Raw genomic sequence first — 14,965 nt, forward strand, 5'->3', positions numbered from 1 at the left:
TGACGACTCGAGCGAGAGCGGCTGCGCGAGTTCGGCGCTGAGTACTCTCGTGACCGGAAGTTCTACCGGACGTCGAACTTGCGCGGAGAGGAATCCCGGTGGACGGCAGGGTCAACTGGCTCGTCTGCAAGGTCGGCTGTATCGAGTGCGGCATCATCGAGGAGCCCGCGCTGATGGTGATCGGCGTCTTCGCGGACGAGGAGCAGGCCGTGGCGGCCGCGCGCGGGGCGGCGCACACCATCGCGAAGCGCTGGGGGATGACCAACCCCGAAGAGCCGTACGCGGTGCGCGCGGCCGAGGTCCTGGGCTCACGGCTGGGCGCGGGCTGGATGTGGACACCCGCCGACCACGAGCAGGTCTACGCGGTGCAGATCCCGTACTGACGCCGCTCGCGGGGCCCGCGCGGAGCTACCGGCGCCCGGGGCGCGCCCGGTTCATGAGGGCGAGCAGCTGTAGTACGCGGACACCTTCTCGATCAGCCCGTCGGCGTTCACGACCAGGACGTCCGCCACCAGCCTGCCGCCGACGCCGCGCATGTACAACGTGATGCCGTCCAGCCCGCGCAGCACATCGACGATCTCGAACCGCAGGCCGGGGTTGGCGCCCACAGCGCGCCCGAAGTAGTCGCGCAGCCCGTCCCGACCCCGCACGACGGGGGTGCCGACGACCTGCTCGGCGAAGGGGGAGGTCAGCTCGACGTTCTCGGCGTAGAGCTCGACGATCTCATGGGGATCGAGCCTGTTCCACACGGCGATGTGGTGCTCGGCGAACGAGACGGCGTCCTCGGCGGTCCAGAGCATGTCAGGATTCTCCCATCTCGACGGGGTAATCTGGACGATCACCGGGGGGTCGGCAGGCGGATGTCACCGATCCTCGTAGGCTGGTCCGACCTGTGGGGAAGGCGTTCTGGTCCCAGGGGATGAGAGCTCGCGTGCAGCCGTCAGATGAGATCGTCCGTGTGGTGCTGGAGCTCTTGGAGTCCGGCGGTTACGAGGAGGTCCGTCTCCGCGAGGTGGCGCTGCGGGCCCAGGTCTCCCTCACCACGATCTACAAGGTGTTTCCCACCCGGAACGAGCTCATCGTCGCCGCACTGGAGCAGTGGCTGGCGATCCACGCCGACCCGCGGCTTCTCCCGGCCCCGGCCCCGGCGCCGGAGTGCCTGTACGACGGACTCATGCGGATCTTCCACCGGGTCCTCGAACCGTGGACGGAGCATCCGCGGCTGCTCGCGGCCTGGGTGCGCTCCCAGCGGGAGCCAGGCGGGTACCGGCTCTTCGAACAGGCCACCGCGGCCATCGAACCGGCGTCCCGCGTGCTGTTCGAAGGCTGCGAACCGCGCTACGCCGAGGACATCGCCGCCGTGGTGACGAATGTGGCCCACGGGCTCGTCTGGCAGTTCACGAACGGTGTCATCGGGGCCGCCGACATCCTGCCGGGCCTGGAACGCACCGTGTTCCGCCTCACCGCCGACAACGGGCGCCCGACCCCGAGCACCCGGCACGTCCGTCACGGACGCCTGCCGGCCTGAGGGACACGGCGGTACCGGTCGGGAGCGCCGACCCCTCGGCCTACCCGGATCGGGTGCGCCCGACTGACCGCGGGGGCCACCGGTGGGCGGGACGTCGCCGGGCGGGAAGGGGATTCTGACCAGGCATAGGTCAGTCTGGCAGACCCCGGGGGCGGTGGCCGAAACACCGGCCGGGAAGCCTGCGGGACAGGCCCAGCCCCTGGCACCTGGCGAGGGCCCCGCGGACATCGGGACCTGCGGCGTCCGCCGACGGTGCTCTCTGCCGTGGGCGGGCCGGTCCGCGCCGCGTAGCGTTCACAACCGGCCGGGTTCCTGGACGTCGGACCAGGCGCCGGACCGAGCCGTCCGGAGGGTGACGACCGAAGATGATCGTTGTGCTGATCGTGCTGTTCCCCTTCGCGCTGATGGTGATGATGCTGGGTATGCACGCGATCGAGGGCGCCTTCACCAGGCCGGCCGCGTTCGCCGGGCCGCCGGGGCTGACTCTCGCCTCGCCGCCCGCCGGCTCCGCGCCCGCCGGCTCCGCGCCCGCCGCGCCGGCGACGCCCGGGTGGTCAGCCGCGCCCCGCCCGGCGGTGGCGCCCGACCTGACCGGCGCCGCCCGTCCGGCGGCGGCGCCGCTCCTGTCGATCGTGCCCCGTCAGACCCCGGCGCCTGGTTCCGCGGTGCCGTCCCGTCCGGCGGCTTCGGCCACACCGGCGGCGCCTCGCGTGACGGGGCCCCGTCTCGCGGTCGTGCCGGCGCATCCGTCCCGGTCCGCCACGCCGTCGACCGTGCCGACCGCCTAGCGTTCCTGCCCGGGCGGCACCGCGGAACCGAGGGACGCGGTGCCGGTCCGCTGCGACATCAGCATCCGTGCGCGGGTGCTGCGCGACGTCCCGTAGGCCGGGGCGACACGACGGCTGAACGCGGCCCGGAGCCGCAAACCACGCGGGTCGGCACGTGTAGGCCTCCGGACAGGAGCGGGCCTGCTGGTGCGTCCGGGCGGTAGACAATTGTCCGTGGCAGCACATCCCCCCGATGACTGGCAGGCCCGCCCGGGAGAGGCGGCCAGGCCTCCGAGCGGGCCGCGGCCGAGCCCGCCGCCCCGACCAGCCCGGCCGCCCCGACCAGCCCGGCCCGGTGAGCGGGCCGAGGGCGCCCCGCCGGAGGGTCTCCTGTTCCGGCTGGTCCGGGCGCCGGTGTTGCTGGTCGCGCTCGTGGTGGTCGTGCCCCTGCGGCTGCTCTGGGAACTGGCCGTGCTGACCGTGCGGGCGCTCCGGACGCTGCTGTGGAACTGGCTGGCCCGGCCGCTCCTGCTCGGGCTGAAGCGCCTGGTGTGGGACTGGTTCCTGGCGCCTCTGGGGCGCCTGCTGTGGCGGTGGGTGCTGTGGCCCCTGCTGGCCGCCGCCCGGGTCCTGCTCCACCTCCTGGTCGTGGTGCCCGTGCGGTTCCTGGTCACCTACCTGCTGGTCGTGCCGGCGCGATGGTTGTGGCAGCAGGTGCTGTGGGTGCTGGTGGTGTGCCCGCTCCGCTGGGTCTGGCGGGTGGTGATGGTGCCGGTGGGCCGCGCCGTCGCCGTGGCGGTCCGGTTCGCTCTGCGGGTCGCGGCCGCGATCTGCCGTGGCGTGGGCATCGTGCTGCGGGTCGTGCTGGTCCGGCCGGTTGTCGTGGTGTGGCGGGCGGTGGTCGTGCCAGTGGCCCGGGCTGTCGCTGTGGTCTGGGGTCTGGTGGTTGTCGCCCCGGCCCGCTGGGTGCGCCGCACGTTCTGGCTGCCGGTCGCGCGGGCGACCCGCGAGGTGACCAGGGCGCTGTTCGGTCGACCAGCCCGGCGTCACTGACCGGATCCCGCGCCGGTGGAACCGGGCGAGGTCCGGTGAACGCCTGATCCGCGGTGGCTGCCGGCAGGCCGATGGCGGTGTTAGCGTCACGCTTTGTGCGGCTGCCGCCACGTGAGTGCCGCCGGACCCGCAGACCGCAGACCGCAGACCCCGGACCCGGGAGTGCCCAGGTGACCCGCAGGGACGATGCCACCCGCAGGGACGATGCCACCCGCAGCCCCCAGGCCCGGGCCGACGAGCTTCTGCGCAGGATGACCGTCGAGGAGAAGGCGCAGCAGGTCACCGGCGTCATGCCGATCGCCCTGTTCGGCCGGGCCGGTCTGCTCCACGACCAGGCGGAGCGGCTGCTGGGCACCGGCATCGGTCACGTGGCACCGCTGGGGATGCTCAGCCATCCGGCTCCCGCGCGGCTGGCGGGCTCGGTGAACGAGATCCAGCGTTTTCTCGTCACGCACACCCGGCTCGGCATTCCGGCGCTGTTCCATGTGGAGGCGCTGAACGGGGTCGTCTCACCGGGGTTCACCGGCTTCCCGACCGCGATCGGCCTGGCCGCGACCTGGAACCCGGCCGGGGTGGAGGAGATGGCGGGCGTCCTGCGCCGCCAGACGCGGGCGATCGGGCACCGCCAGGTCCTGTCCCCGGTGCTGGACGTCGCCCGCGACGCCCGGTGGGGCCGGGTGCACGAGACCTACGGTGAGGACCCCTATCTCGTGTCGGCGATGGGGGTCGCCTTCGTCCGCGGCCTGCAGGGGCCGGACCCGCGCGACGGGGTGATCGCGACCGGCAAGCACTTCCTCGGCTACGGGCTGACCGAGGGCGGGCAGAACATGGCGCGTACGACCGCCGGCCCGCGGGAGCTGTACGAGGTGTACGCCCGCCCGTTCGAGGCCGCGATCCGGCTCGCCGGCCTGGGCGGGGTGATGAACTCCTACAGCAGTGTGGACGGGGTGCCGGTGGGCGCGAGCCCGGCCGTGCTCACCACCCTGCTCCGGGAGAGGCTCGGTTTCACCGGCACTGTCGTCTCCGACTACGACACCGTCCGCCACCTGCACACCCGGCTGGCGGTCGCCCGCGACGCCGAGGAGGCCGGGTGTCTCGCGCTCGCCGCGGGCCTCGACGTCGAGCTGCCGACCCCCTACGGGTACGGCCCGGCCCTCGCGGCGGCGGTGCGGCGCGGTGCCATCCCCGAGGAGCACCTCGACCGGGCCGCGCGGCGGGTGCTGCGGGACAAGTTCGCGCTCGGCCTGTTCGACCAGCCCTACGTCGACGAGGACCCGGTCACCCTCGGCCGCGTCGCCGGCGAGGGGTCGGGGCTGTCGCTGGCCCTGGCCCGCCAGTCGGTCACCCTGCTCACGAACGACGGGACGCTCCCGCTGGACCGGGCGGGCCTGCGGCGGATCGCGGTCGTCGGCCCGCACGCCGACGGAGTCGCCGTCGCGTTCCCGCCCTACACCTACCCGGGCGCGCTGGAGATGCTCCGTGCCCGCATCACCGGCGAGCGGGCTGCCATCCCCGGTACCGAGCACCTGGCCGCCGACCTGCCCGCGGAGGCGATCGAGCTGCTCGGCGAGGAGCTGATGGCCGCCTTCGCCAGCCCGATCGACGAGTACGTCCGGGAGAGCTACGGAGCCGTCTCGCTGGTCGACGCCGTCCGGCGGGCCGCCCCCGGCGTCGAGGTGACGATCGCGCCCGGCTGCGGCGTGCTGGCCGAGGAACCGGCGGACGTCCCCGTCGCCGTCGCCGCCGCCCGTGACGCCGACGTGGTCATCCTGGCCCTGGGCGGCCGGGCCGGCTGGTTCACCCCGCGGATCACCGAGGGCGAGGGGTGCGACACCGCGGACATCGACCTGCCCGCCCACCAGGTGGATCTCGCCCGCGCCGTCGCCGCCACCGGGACGGCGTGCGTCGGCATCGTCCACACCGGGCGGCCGCTGGCGCTGACCGCGCTGGTCGACGTCCTACCGACCCTGCTGTACGCCTGCTACGGCGGGCCGCACGCCGCCACGGCGCTCGCCGAGGTGCTGTTCGGCGAGGTCAACCCGGGCGGGCGCCTGCCCGTCTCGATCCCGCGCCACTCCGGGCAGGTGCCGGTCCACTCCGGGCAGCCGACGGGCACCGGCTACCGGCGCACCGACCTGGACATGCACCAGGGTTACCAGGACCTGGCCTCGACCCCGCTGTTCCCGTTCGGCCACGGACTCAGCTACACGGACTTCACCTATGGCGATCTCGTCGTCACACCGGAGCGGGTGGACGCCGGCACCGGCGCCGTCACCGTGGAGGTGACCGTGCGCAACAGCGGGGCGCGCGCCGGGGACGAGGTCGTCCAGCTGTATCTCTCCGACCAGGCCACCGGAGTCAGCCGGCCGGCGCGGGAGCTCGTCGGTTTCACCCGCCTCACCCTCGCCGCCGGCACCGCCGCCGTGGTGCGGTTCACGGTACCGATGAGCCAGCTGGGCTATGTCGGCCTGACCGGCGAGTTCGTCCTCGAGCCCGGCCCCGTCCAGGTGCACGTCGGCAGTTCCTCCGCGGACATCCGGCTGACCGGCACCTTCGAGATCGCCGGTGACACCGTCGTCCTCGACGGCCGACGCACCTACCTCTCGGACGTCACCGTCGTCGCGCGTTGAGCGTCGGGCGCGCAGCGTTGTGTCTGTGCGTTTCCGGGTCGGCGCCGCGGGCGATCGATACGCTGCTGTCGCGGCAGATCGACGACGTCACGGGGGCGGGGGATCATGGACGCGGGGATCGTCGCTGCCCTGATCTCCTCAGTGCTGAGCGCTGTCGTCGCGGTCGCCGCGACGGTGTGGACACACCGGCAGGGCGTCGAGATGGAACGCCTTCGCCACGACCTCGAACGGTCCGAGCGGGACAACGAGAAGCGGTCCGCCGCGAAGACCGAACTCGACCGCTACCGGGAACCGCTGCTCGTCGCCGCGTTCGATCTCGGTTCCCGCATCCACGCCATCCGCAAGAAGGAGTTCCTCGCCTATCTGACGTCCACGGAGCGCCGGAGCCGGCTCGCGCTGCTGGGCACGCTGTTCTGCGTCGCCCGCTACTTCGGGACACTGGAGATCGTGTACTCGCGCCTGGCGTTGCTGCGTTTCGAGAGCGCCGACGACACCCGGGTCGTCGCCGCACTGCTCGCGGACATCGGCGGGGCGTTCAGCAGTGACCAGTACGACCGGGTCGACACCTACCACTCCTCCCGCTTCATGCTGTGGCGGGAGGAGCAGCGGGCCATCGGCGAACTCATGCGCGGCGGTCCCGGCAGCACCGCGACCGAGTGCCTGGGGTTCGCCTACTTCCACGACAACTACGACCAGGTCTTCGCCGAGTGGTTCGACGCGTTCGCCGCGGCACTGGAGTCACCCGAGGCCGCGGTGGCGGCCAGCGCCCGGCTCGCCCGGCTGCAGACCCTGCTCGCCCTCCTCGTGGGCCTGCTCGATGAGGAGGGCGCGTTCACCCTCACCGTCGGCGGCGAGCGCCTCGCCCCCGACTGGGTCACCCCGGCAGGCCTGGCCTGACCCGTCCGAGGGGAGGTCCGCCCGTCAGGGCTCGCGACGGGTCGGCCGCCGCCTCTTGATCACGAAGATGGCGGCGATGATGGCGAAGGCGGCGATACCCGCGCCGATCACCGCGAGGATCCAGCCGTGCCCGCCGCCGCTGTCGTCCGGCGCGGGGCGGATCACCTCCGGGGCGGTGCTCGTCGCGGACGTGACGGCAGCCGTCGGTGCCGACGTCGATGTCGTCGATGTCTGCGTGGGCGTGGGTGTGGGCGGCGGTGCGGGGGCGGCCACGGTGAAGGAGAAGTCGCCGTTCATCGCATGGCCGTCCCCGGCGATCACCCGCCAGACGGCCTGGTAGCGGCCGTTGGCGAGCCCGGTGACGGGCACCGTCAGCGTGGTGTCGGCAGCGGACGGTGCGCCGACCGTGACGGGCGCGCCCGCGCCGCCCGTCACGGTGACGGTGGAGCCGTCGGCGCGGACGAGCCCGCTGAAGGTGAGCGAGATCTGCCCGGGGACCGTGTCCAGCGTCGCACCGGCAGCCGGATCGGAGGTGGTGAGCGCGGTATGGGCCCAGGCGGGCGAACCCAGGGCAGTGACCGTCAGTACGGCCAGTGCGACGACCAGTGTCGCTGCGGACCGGGTCGCGCGTGATCGTCTGTGCACGGCTCGGATGTTACGGCGCGGACCGCCCCGCCGACCGCAGAGCCGGCCTCCCGCCCCGCGCGGGTCTGCCCGCACGTCTGCCTGCACGTCTGCCTGCATCGGCTCCACGGGCGGAGCCCGGTGGCGCGCTGCGGCCGGTGTCGGCTGCGTCAGCGTGGCGGCCGGCCGGGGGGCAGAAGAATCCGGTGCGCCGCCGTGGTCATTTCCGTCATCTCGCGTGGAACGGAACGGTATTACTTCCGGGATGCTGCCTTGACGTGCGACCGACGACACACCTAATCTGTGTTATCCGAATGTCGTCATATCGTCAACGGGAGTTGCCGTGGACAGGCTGATCTGTTTGGTGGGCAGGGCGATCTTTTTATCGGGCGGCCGGGATGCGGGAATTCGCACGAGTGCACGCCCCGGTTTTGTCGATGATCGGGCTGTGTTTTCCGTGTGGGTCGGGGCGGCACGGTGACTGCGCCGGCGCCCGGTGCCGCGTCGGCCGCGGTGACCGCCCCGACGCTTTTTCCGCTCGGCGGTCCCTTCGGGGCGGCCGAGGCGCGTGCCCTGGTCGACGCGGTGGCCGGTGCCGGTTTCGGTGCCGTGCAGCTGACCGGCGCCCATGTCGACGGCGCGGCCGCGGACGGGATGGCCCGCGAGGAGTTCCTCGACCTGCACCGGGCCCGCGGGCTGGAGGTCGTGACCGTCGAGGTGCTGATGGGCTGGGCGACGGCCGACCAGGAGACGATCGCCGCCGAGGCCGTGCCGCTGCTCGACCTGGCCCGGCACGCCGGCTGCGACAAGGTCGTGGCGATCACGATCGACAGGTCGGGGGCGTCGGCGGCCGAGGTGGCGCAGCGGCTGGCCTACCTGTGCGATCTCGCGGCCGAGCGCGGCCTGCGGATCAGCTACGAGTTCATACCCTGGTCGGTGGTGCCGACCCTGGCGGATGCGCTGCGCCTGCTCGACGCGGTCGACCGGCCCAATCTCGGGCTGGTGCTGGACACCTGGCACCTGTTCCGCCAGCCGGGCGGGCTGGACGAGGCGGTGCTGCGGGCGGTGCCCGCCGACCGCGTGCACGTGGTGCAGCTGTGCGACGCGCCCGCCCGGCCCGCCGACGACCCGGTGGTGGAGACGACGACCGGCCGGCTGCTGCCCGGCGAGGGCGACATCGACATCCCGGCCGTGCTCGATGTGCTCGCCGCCGCCGGGGCCACACCGGTCATCGCGGCCGAGGTGTATTCCGCCCCGCTTGCGGAACTCGGGCCGGCGGAAATGGCGCGGCGAGTTTACGCGGCGACCGAGAAGGTCCTCGGAACTCGCTTTTCCGGGCGGGTATGAACAGCTAGGAGGACGCCGTTCACCCGGCTGGCGGAAGGCGTATACCGGCCAGCCGGGAAACGGTGTCACCGGCGCCCCGCGGTCCATGGAAAAGCCGGTCCCCGGGAAAGTCATCGCCGCGGGCGGCCGTGGATCCGGGGAGAAACCGGTGCCGCGGCGGTCAGCCGTCATCGCCCGCGGTGGGTCAGCCCTACCGGGTCGTGGTGACCCCGTCGAAGCCGCCCATGATCTCCTTCCAGGTCGTGTCGACCATGTCGCGTGCCGATCCTCCGCGGGTGAGGTGGTCGAGCGGGTCGCGTCCGGTCGCCTCCCGGGCCAGCTCCGACACCCGGGTGTACCGCTCGGCGTCCACCCCGGTGCTGACACCGATCGCGTCGGTGAACGCGAGGAGGTCCTCGGTCGGCAGGTTCCCGAGGACGTCCGGCTCGCCGGGGAACCACAGGTCGCCGCCGATGCCGCAGAACGCCGACTCCAACCAGTCGACACCGGTCTGCAGCGCGGCGAGGGCGTTCGCGAGCGCGAACCCGTTGCGGGCATGCAGGTGCAGCCCGAGCTCCAGGCCGGGGAAACGCTGCCGGGCCGCGGCCAGCGCCTCGGCGACCTGCACCGGGTTGGACATGCCGACGGTGTCACCGAAGTAGACCCCGGTCGCGCCGGCGTCGACGGCGCGACCGATGATCTCCATCCGCGTGGCGGGGTCGGTCGGCCCCACACACGGCGCGAAGAACGCCATCGCGATCCCGACGACGAGCGCGGCACCCTCGCGCCGGGCGGCCGCCCCGATCGCGGGCAGCTCGGCGAGGACCTCCTCGACGCCGCGGCCCTGGTTGAGCCGGCTGACGTCCTCGTCGCAGCAGGTCAGCGCGACCAGGTGGTCGAGACCGCAGCCGGCGGCGCGCAGCGCGCCCTTCAGGTTCGGGACGAGCGCCCGGTAGCGGACCCCGTCGACCCGCGGCACGGCGGCCAGGACGGCTTCGGCGTCCGCGAGCTGGGGGAGGACCTTCGGGTGCGCGAACGAGGCGACCTCGATCTCGCGCACCCCGGCCTCGACCAGCCGGTGGACGAGATCGACCTTCACCTCGGTCGGGATGGTCTGCTCCACCGACTGCAGGCCGTCCCGCAGCCCGACCTCGACCAGCGTCACGCTGCCCTGCAGGGCGAGCGCCGCTGCCGGCGACCCGCCCTCGGCCGGTGACCCGCCGTCGGCCGGTGTGGCCGGCGTCATCGGACGACTCCCCGTTCACGCAGGTCGGCGATGTCACCGTCGCTGAATCCGAGCTCGTCCAGCAGGTCGTCGGTGGCGTCGCCGAGTGGCGGGCCGGCCCAGCGCACCCGTGCCGGGGTGCGGCCGAACCGCGGGACGACGGTCTGCATCGGCAGCTCCGACCCCTTGACATCCACCGCGACGATGGACTGCCGGGCGGCGAAGTGCGGGTCGTCGAGCATTTCGGGGGCGCGGTAGACCATCCCGCACGGGACGGCGTGCTCCTCGCAGCTGCGCTCCACCTCGTGGTGGGTCAGCGTGCTGGTCCAGGCGGCGATGCGCTGGTCGAGCTCCTCCTGCCGGTCGCCGCGCGCACCGTGGGTGGCGTAACGGGGGTCGTCCGCCAGCTGCGGGTCACCCATGGCGGCGGCGAGCCGGCGGAAGACGGTGTCCTGGTTCGCGGCGATCAGCACCTCGGCGCCGTCCGAGGTCGGGTAGACGTTGGACGGGGCGACACCGGGAAGCACCGATCCGGTGCGCTCCCGGACGTGCCCGAAGGCGGCGAAGTCGGCGACCAGCGACTCGCTCATCGCGAGGACGGCCTCGTACAGCGCGCAGTCGACGACCTGCCCGCGCCCGCTGACTCCGCGCTCGACGAGCGCGGAGACAGCGCCGAGCGCGCCGAGGGTGCCGGCCAGGCTGTCGCCGATCGACAGGCCGGCGCGGCTCGGCGGGCGGTCCGCCTCGCCGATGAGAGCCCGCAGCCCGCCCATCGCCTCGCCGATGGAGCCGTAGCCGGCCCGGGCGGCGTACGGGCCGGTCTGGCCGAAGCCGGTGACCCGCACCATGATCAGGCCGGGGTTGACGGCGGAGAGCTCCGGGTAGCCCAGGCCCCACCGCTCCATCGTGCCGGGGCGGAAGTTCTCCACCAGGATGTCGGCGGTGGCCGCGAGCCGGCGGACCAGCGCCTGGCCCTCGGCGCTGCGCAGGTCGCAGCCGAGCGAGCGCTTGTTCCGGGCCAGCACCGACCAGTGGACGGGGTCCCTCGTCCCGTCGGTGTGCCCCCAGCGCCGCATCGGGTCGCCGGCCGACGGATCCTCGATCTTGATGACCTCGGCGCCGTAGTCGCCGAGGAGCTGGCCGCAGAACGGGCCGGCGATGAGCTGGCCGAGTTCCAGCACCCGGATGCCGGCGAGTGGCCCCTCACCGGGCCGTCGGCGTGCGGCCGGCGCGCTCGTCGTCCCGGGTTCGTCCACCATCTCCGGTCTCCTCGATCCTCGGTGTGCCTACAGAAGCTGCTGGGAGATCGCCTTCGCGCAGTCCACCAGGGTCGGCGCGTGCCGGGCGGCCGACTCCAGGGAGAGCCGGAACGTGGGTGCGCCGATCGCCAGCGCCCCGACCAGGGCCCCGTGCGCGTCGGTGACCGGCGCGGCCATCGAGCTGAGCCCGCGTTCGCGTTCCTCCGGGGCGTACGCCCAGCCGCGACTCCGGGTCTCCCGCAGGTCGTCCTCCAGCCGCTCGCGGCTGACGATCGTGTTCGTGGTGTACGCGGTGAGGCCGGCGTCGAGGGCGGCCCGCAGCGCCTCGGGGTCGTAGGCCATGAAGACCTTCCCCGCGCCGCCGGCGTTGAGCGGCTGGATCTGGCCGACCCGGCCCTGGTAGATGATCGACTGCTCGGAGTGGCTGATCAGCACGGCGACCCGCGACCCGCCCTGGCGCACGTAGACGATGCTCGACTCGCCGGTGCGGTCGCGCAGCTCGGTGACGACCGGCTTCGCCGCCTCGATCAGGTCGGAGCCGGCGGTCGCCGCCGCCGACCAGGCCATCACCCGCAGCCCGATCGAGTAGAAGTCACCTGTCCGCGCCAGCAGGTTCTCCTGGACGAGTGACCGCAGGATCCGGGCGACCGTCGTCGCCGGCAGGTCGGTGGCCGCCCGGACGTCCGATGCCCGCAGCCGCGGCTGCCCCCGGGAGAAGCAGTCGAGGATCAGCGCCTGGCGGTGGAGTACCTGCACCGCGTCGGCGTCCCGGGCTGCCCCGCGCTCCGGCTCGTCGTCCTGGTCGTTGGTTCGCAATCGGTGTGCTGCCTTCAAATTCAGTGGTGGAGGGTCAGTGGTGGAGAAGGAGTGAGCCGAATCCCTCGCGCCGGTCCGGCAGACCGGCCCGGCGCAGGGCGTGCCAGTACGTCGCCGTGTTCACCGCGATGACCGGCAGCCCGAGCCAGCGCTCGGCCTCGTCGGCGAGCCGGGCCATCGAGAGGTTCGCGCCGAACTGGATGATGGCCCGCGGCCGGTCCCGCGCCAGGTCGGTGAGGGCGGTGCGGACGTCCGCCTCGGGGATGTGGGAGATCTGCAGCGGGGTGGGCGCCCGCAGGTGGATCGCCCGCCGGTAGTCGTAGCCGAGCTCCTCGACGAACCCGCGCAGGTGCCCGTCGGCGTCCGGCATGTACGGGGTGACCAGGGAGACCTCACCGCCGTCGATGCCCAGTGCCGCCAGCGCGGCGGGCAGGGCATCCGCCGCGTGGATGAGGGTCAGCGGGCCGAACCTCTCGGCGAGGCGCTTCTCGATCGCCCGCGCGGCGGACACTCCGCCCTGGTAGACAGCCTCGATCGAGACACCCATGAGGACACAGTCCGGGGCGCAGGACAGCACCCGTTCGACGGCGTCGTCCAGCGCGCCGTCGATGGCGCGGACGAGTTCCTGGAACCCGGAGTCCCCGTCGATCGGCTTCTCCGGGATGTGGATGCGCGCCACGTGGTTCGTCACCCCGTACGGCCGCATCGCGTCGTACTCGGGCTGGACCACCGTGTTGACCGACGGTGTCACCACGCCGAACTTGGCGCGGTACCCCAGCGGGTCACCGGGCATGGTCTCGTCTCCTCGGGCCTGGTAGCGGGTGGGCGGCGGCAGTGATCGACCGGGCGGCGAGGTCACCGTCCCAGACGGCGTCGAACACCCGGCGCGGGGCGACGCAGTCCCCGACGGCCACCGCGTGCTGGCCGGCGGCGCGGAGCTCGCGCAGCAGGCCGTCCTCGGCGATCTGCCCGGTCACCAGCACCACCGCGTCGACTGGTTCACGCACCTCCTCCTCGCCGGTGTGGACGTCCGCGAGACGCACCCTGTCCTCGTCGATGGCGACGAGCTCGAGGCCGGCGGTGAGCCGGACCCCGGCCCGGCGCAGCCGCCCGGTGACGCTTGGCAGGTCGTGGCTGTCGGCCAGCCCGATGCCGACGTGGGGCAGCCGGGTGACGATCTCGACGGTGCGGCCGGCGGCCAGGTACTCGGCGGCGGCGAGGGCCCGGCGGTCCCCGATGTCGTCGAGGACGAGCACCGACGCCGGCAGCGTCACCTGGTCACCGAGGACCTCCCTGACCGTGTAGACGTTCCACTGGCCGGTGCCCGGGACAGGGGCCGACCCGGGCGCCCACCGGGACGGCCGCAGCGCCGTCCACCCGTCGCGGCGCGGGACGGACCCGGTCGCCACGACGCAGGTGTCGTAATGGCCGGCGAGCTCCGCGGCGCTCACCTCGTGGCCCAGCCGCAGGGTGACGTCGTGGTGCCGCAGCTGCTCGGTCATCCAGTCGGTGATGCCGAGCCACTCCCGGTAGGGCTCGGCGGCGCTGAGCCAGCGCACCTGGCCACCGGTTTCCGCCGCCCGCTCGAACAGCGTCACCCGGTGGCCCAGCTCGGCGGCGGTCAGTGCCGCCCGCAGCCCCGCCGGCCCCGCCCCGACGACCGCGACGCTGGCCGCGGGCGTGGTGGTGGCGGTGGCCGCGGCCACCACGGTCCCGGCCTCCCGCCCGACGTCCGGGTTGTGGATGCAGGCGAGCGAGGTGCGGGCGATCGAGGCGATGCAGTGGTTCGCGCCCACACACGGCCGGATGTCGTTGGGACGCCCCGCCGCGGCCTTCGCCACCCACTGCGAGTCGGCGATCAGCTGCCGGGCCATCCCGACGAAATCCGCCTGGCCGCGCTGGAGCACGGCCTCGGCCAAATCGGGGGTGGTGATGCGCCCGACGGCGATGACGGGCAGCCCGCCGGCGGCCGCCCTGATCTGTTCGGTCGCCGGGAGCTCGTAACCCGCCGGCGCGGGGGCGGCACCGTAGATGAGCATCCGGTCGAGGTAGGTGCCCTGGGAGACGGAGATGTAGTCCACCTTGCCGGTGGCGGCGATCCGCCGGGTGATCTCCACCCAGTCCGCGGGGCGCAGCGCGGCCTCGAAGTCGCCGTCGTCGCCGTTGACCCGGATGCCGACGACCAGGTGCGGCGGCACCACGGAGCGGACCCGCTCGATGATGCGCTCGACCAGCCGGAACCGGTTCCGCGCGTTGCCGCCGTAGTCGTCGGTGCGGTGGTTGGTGGCGGGGGAGAGGAACTGCCCGAGCAGGTAGCCGTGCGCCAGCCCGTGGATCTCCACCCCGTCGAGGCCGCCCTCGACGGCGAGCCGCGCCGACTGCTCGTAGCCGTCGACGAGCTCGTCGATCTCCGCGGCGGTCACCTCGTGCGGGATCTCCCGGTACACCGCGCACGGGACCGGGCTCGGCGCCCACACCGGCAGCCGGCTCACCACGCTGTCCGTCTCCCGGCCGCGGTGCCACAGCTGGGCGAACAGCAGGGTGCCGTGCGGCTGGACGGCCGCCGCGACCTTGCGGTAGCTCTCCACGACCGCCGGGTCGTAGGCGAGCACGACACCGGTGCGGGGCTGGCTCGTCGGATGGACCGACGTCGCCTCCATCGTGATGACCGCGACCCCGTTCGCCGCCCGCTCGCCGTAGTAGGCGGCGTGCGCGTCGGAGTAGGTGTGGTCGGTGGTGAACTCGGTCGCGTGGGCCGTCATCCAGACCCGGTTGCGGGTGGTGCGCGGACCGAGCCGTCCGGGGGTGAACAGCGCTGGGTAGGTCGTCATCCCGCCTGG

Annotated in this window: 14 protein-coding genes; 7 read left to right on the forward strand and 7 right to left on the reverse strand. The window is 73.3% G+C overall.

The window, feature by feature from the left end:
- Window positions 1-98 precede the first annotated feature (98 nt).
- Complete coding sequence (locus B207_RS0117440; protein WP_018637852.1) at window positions 99-383, forward strand: hypothetical protein; 285 nt, start codon at window positions 99-101, stop codon at window positions 381-383.
- A 51-nt stretch (window positions 384-434) separates the two neighbouring features.
- Here B207_RS0117440 and B207_RS0117445 read toward each other — a convergent pair whose 3' ends face one another.
- On the reverse strand, window positions 435-800 hold the full coding sequence (locus B207_RS0117445) for a nuclear transport factor 2 family protein (protein WP_018637853.1): 366 nt from the start codon (window positions 798-800) through the stop codon (window positions 435-437).
- A gap of 131 nt (window positions 801-931) precedes the next feature.
- On the opposite strand from B207_RS0117445, the gene B207_RS34355 reads away from it, so the two are divergent.
- The 5 genes from B207_RS34355 (at window position 932) to B207_RS0117475 (ending at window position 6,875) form a co-directional block, all read left to right on the forward strand.
- Window positions 932-1,528, forward strand: a complete 597-nt coding sequence (locus B207_RS34355) for a TetR family transcriptional regulator (protein WP_018637854.1) — start codon at window positions 932-934, stop codon at window positions 1,526-1,528.
- A gap of 365 nt (window positions 1,529-1,893) precedes the next feature.
- Window positions 1,894-2,316: a hypothetical protein gene (locus tag B207_RS0117455; RefSeq protein WP_018637855.1), complete on the forward strand. Its 423-nt coding sequence runs from the start codon at window positions 1,894-1,896 to the stop codon at window positions 2,314-2,316.
- A 213-nt stretch (window positions 2,317-2,529) separates the two neighbouring features.
- Complete coding sequence (locus B207_RS0117465) at window positions 2,530-3,348, forward strand: hypothetical protein (protein ID WP_230205072.1); 819 nt, start codon at window positions 2,530-2,532, stop codon at window positions 3,346-3,348.
- Between the two features lie 251 nt (window positions 3,349-3,599).
- Window positions 3,600-5,978, forward strand: a complete 2,379-nt coding sequence (locus B207_RS0117470) for a beta-glucosidase family protein (protein ID WP_407671428.1) — start codon at window positions 3,600-3,602, stop codon at window positions 5,976-5,978.
- 105 nt (window positions 5,979-6,083) lie between these two features.
- The gene (locus B207_RS0117475) at window positions 6,084-6,875 is read left to right on the forward strand and encodes a hypothetical protein (protein ID WP_018637859.1); all 792 of its coding nucleotides are present in this window, start codon (window positions 6,084-6,086) and stop codon (window positions 6,873-6,875) included.
- Window positions 6,876-6,899: 24 nt separating this feature from the next.
- Here the strand turns inward: B207_RS0117475 and B207_RS0117480 are convergent, their stop codons facing one another.
- Window positions 6,900-7,520, reverse strand: coding sequence for a copper resistance CopC family protein (locus tag B207_RS0117480; RefSeq protein ID WP_018637860.1), 621 nt, complete (start codon window positions 7,518-7,520; stop codon window positions 6,900-6,902).
- A 456-nt stretch (window positions 7,521-7,976) separates the two neighbouring features.
- Between B207_RS0117480 and B207_RS0117485 the strand changes: the two genes are divergently transcribed.
- Window positions 7,977-8,846, forward strand: coding sequence for a sugar phosphate isomerase/epimerase family protein (locus B207_RS0117485; RefSeq protein WP_026311160.1), 870 nt, complete (start codon window positions 7,977-7,979; stop codon window positions 8,844-8,846).
- Between the two features lie 190 nt (window positions 8,847-9,036).
- Here B207_RS0117485 and B207_RS0117490 read toward each other — a convergent pair whose 3' ends face one another.
- Genes B207_RS0117490 through B207_RS0117510 form a run of 5 tightly spaced genes read right to left on the reverse strand, consistent with a single transcriptional unit; the run spans window position 9,037 to window position 14,956 of the window.
- Window positions 9,037-10,071, reverse strand: a complete 1,035-nt coding sequence (locus B207_RS0117490; protein ID WP_018637862.1) for a beta/alpha barrel domain-containing protein — start codon at window positions 10,069-10,071, stop codon at window positions 9,037-9,039.
- On the reverse strand, window positions 10,068-11,309 hold the full coding sequence (locus B207_RS0117495; protein ID WP_018637863.1) for a CaiB/BaiF CoA transferase family protein: 1,242 nt from the start codon (window positions 11,307-11,309) through the stop codon (window positions 10,068-10,070). The genes B207_RS0117490 and B207_RS0117495 overlap by 4 nt, the downstream gene beginning before the upstream one ends.
- Before the next feature lie 27 nt (window positions 11,310-11,336).
- A complete protein-coding gene (locus tag B207_RS0117500) occupies window positions 11,337-12,125 on the reverse strand; it encodes an IclR family transcriptional regulator (RefSeq protein ID WP_018637864.1) in 789 nt (262 codons plus the stop codon).
- 34 nt (window positions 12,126-12,159) lie between these two features.
- Window positions 12,160-12,918, reverse strand: a complete 759-nt coding sequence (locus B207_RS0117505; RefSeq protein ID WP_018637865.1) for a maleate cis-trans isomerase family protein — start codon at window positions 12,916-12,918, stop codon at window positions 12,160-12,162.
- Complete coding sequence (locus B207_RS0117510; RefSeq protein WP_018637866.1) at window positions 12,908-14,956, reverse strand: oxidoreductase; 2,049 nt, start codon at window positions 14,954-14,956, stop codon at window positions 12,908-12,910. The genes B207_RS0117505 and B207_RS0117510 overlap by 11 nt, the downstream gene beginning before the upstream one ends.
- Window positions 14,957-14,965 lie beyond the last annotated feature (9 nt).

Source organism: Parafrankia elaeagni (assembly GCF_000374165.1).
Lineage (GTDB): Bacteria > Actinomycetota > Actinomycetes > Frankiales > Frankiaceae > Parafrankia > Parafrankia elaeagni.

Bases quoted from the DNA above. Each gene is read 5' to 3' on its own strand.
- B207_RS0117470 (WP_407671428.1), top strand. From the start codon at position 3,600: ATGACCGTCGAGGAGAAGGCGCAGCAGGTCACCGGCGTCATGCCGATC.
- B207_RS0117445 (WP_018637853.1), bottom strand. From the start codon at position 800: ATGCTCTGGACCGCCGAGGACGCCGTCTCGTTCGCCGAGCACCACATC.
- B207_RS0117455 (WP_018637855.1), top strand. From the start codon at position 1,894: ATGATCGTTGTGCTGATCGTGCTGTTCCCCTTCGCGCTGATGGTGATG.
- B207_RS0117510 (WP_018637866.1), bottom strand. From the start codon at position 14,956: ATGACGACCTACCCAGCGCTGTTCACCCCCGGACGGCTCGGTCCGCGC.
- B207_RS0117475 (WP_018637859.1), top strand. From the start codon at position 6,084: ATGGACGCGGGGATCGTCGCTGCCCTGATCTCCTCAGTGCTGAGCGCT.
- B207_RS0117490 (WP_018637862.1), bottom strand. From the start codon at position 10,071: ATGACGCCGGCCACACCGGCCGACGGCGGGTCACCGGCCGAGGGCGGG.
- B207_RS0117505 (WP_018637865.1), bottom strand. From the start codon at position 12,918: ATGCCCGGTGACCCGCTGGGGTACCGCGCCAAGTTCGGCGTGGTGACA.
- B207_RS0117495 (WP_018637863.1), bottom strand. From the start codon at position 11,309: ATGGTGGACGAACCCGGGACGACGAGCGCGCCGGCCGCACGCCGACGG.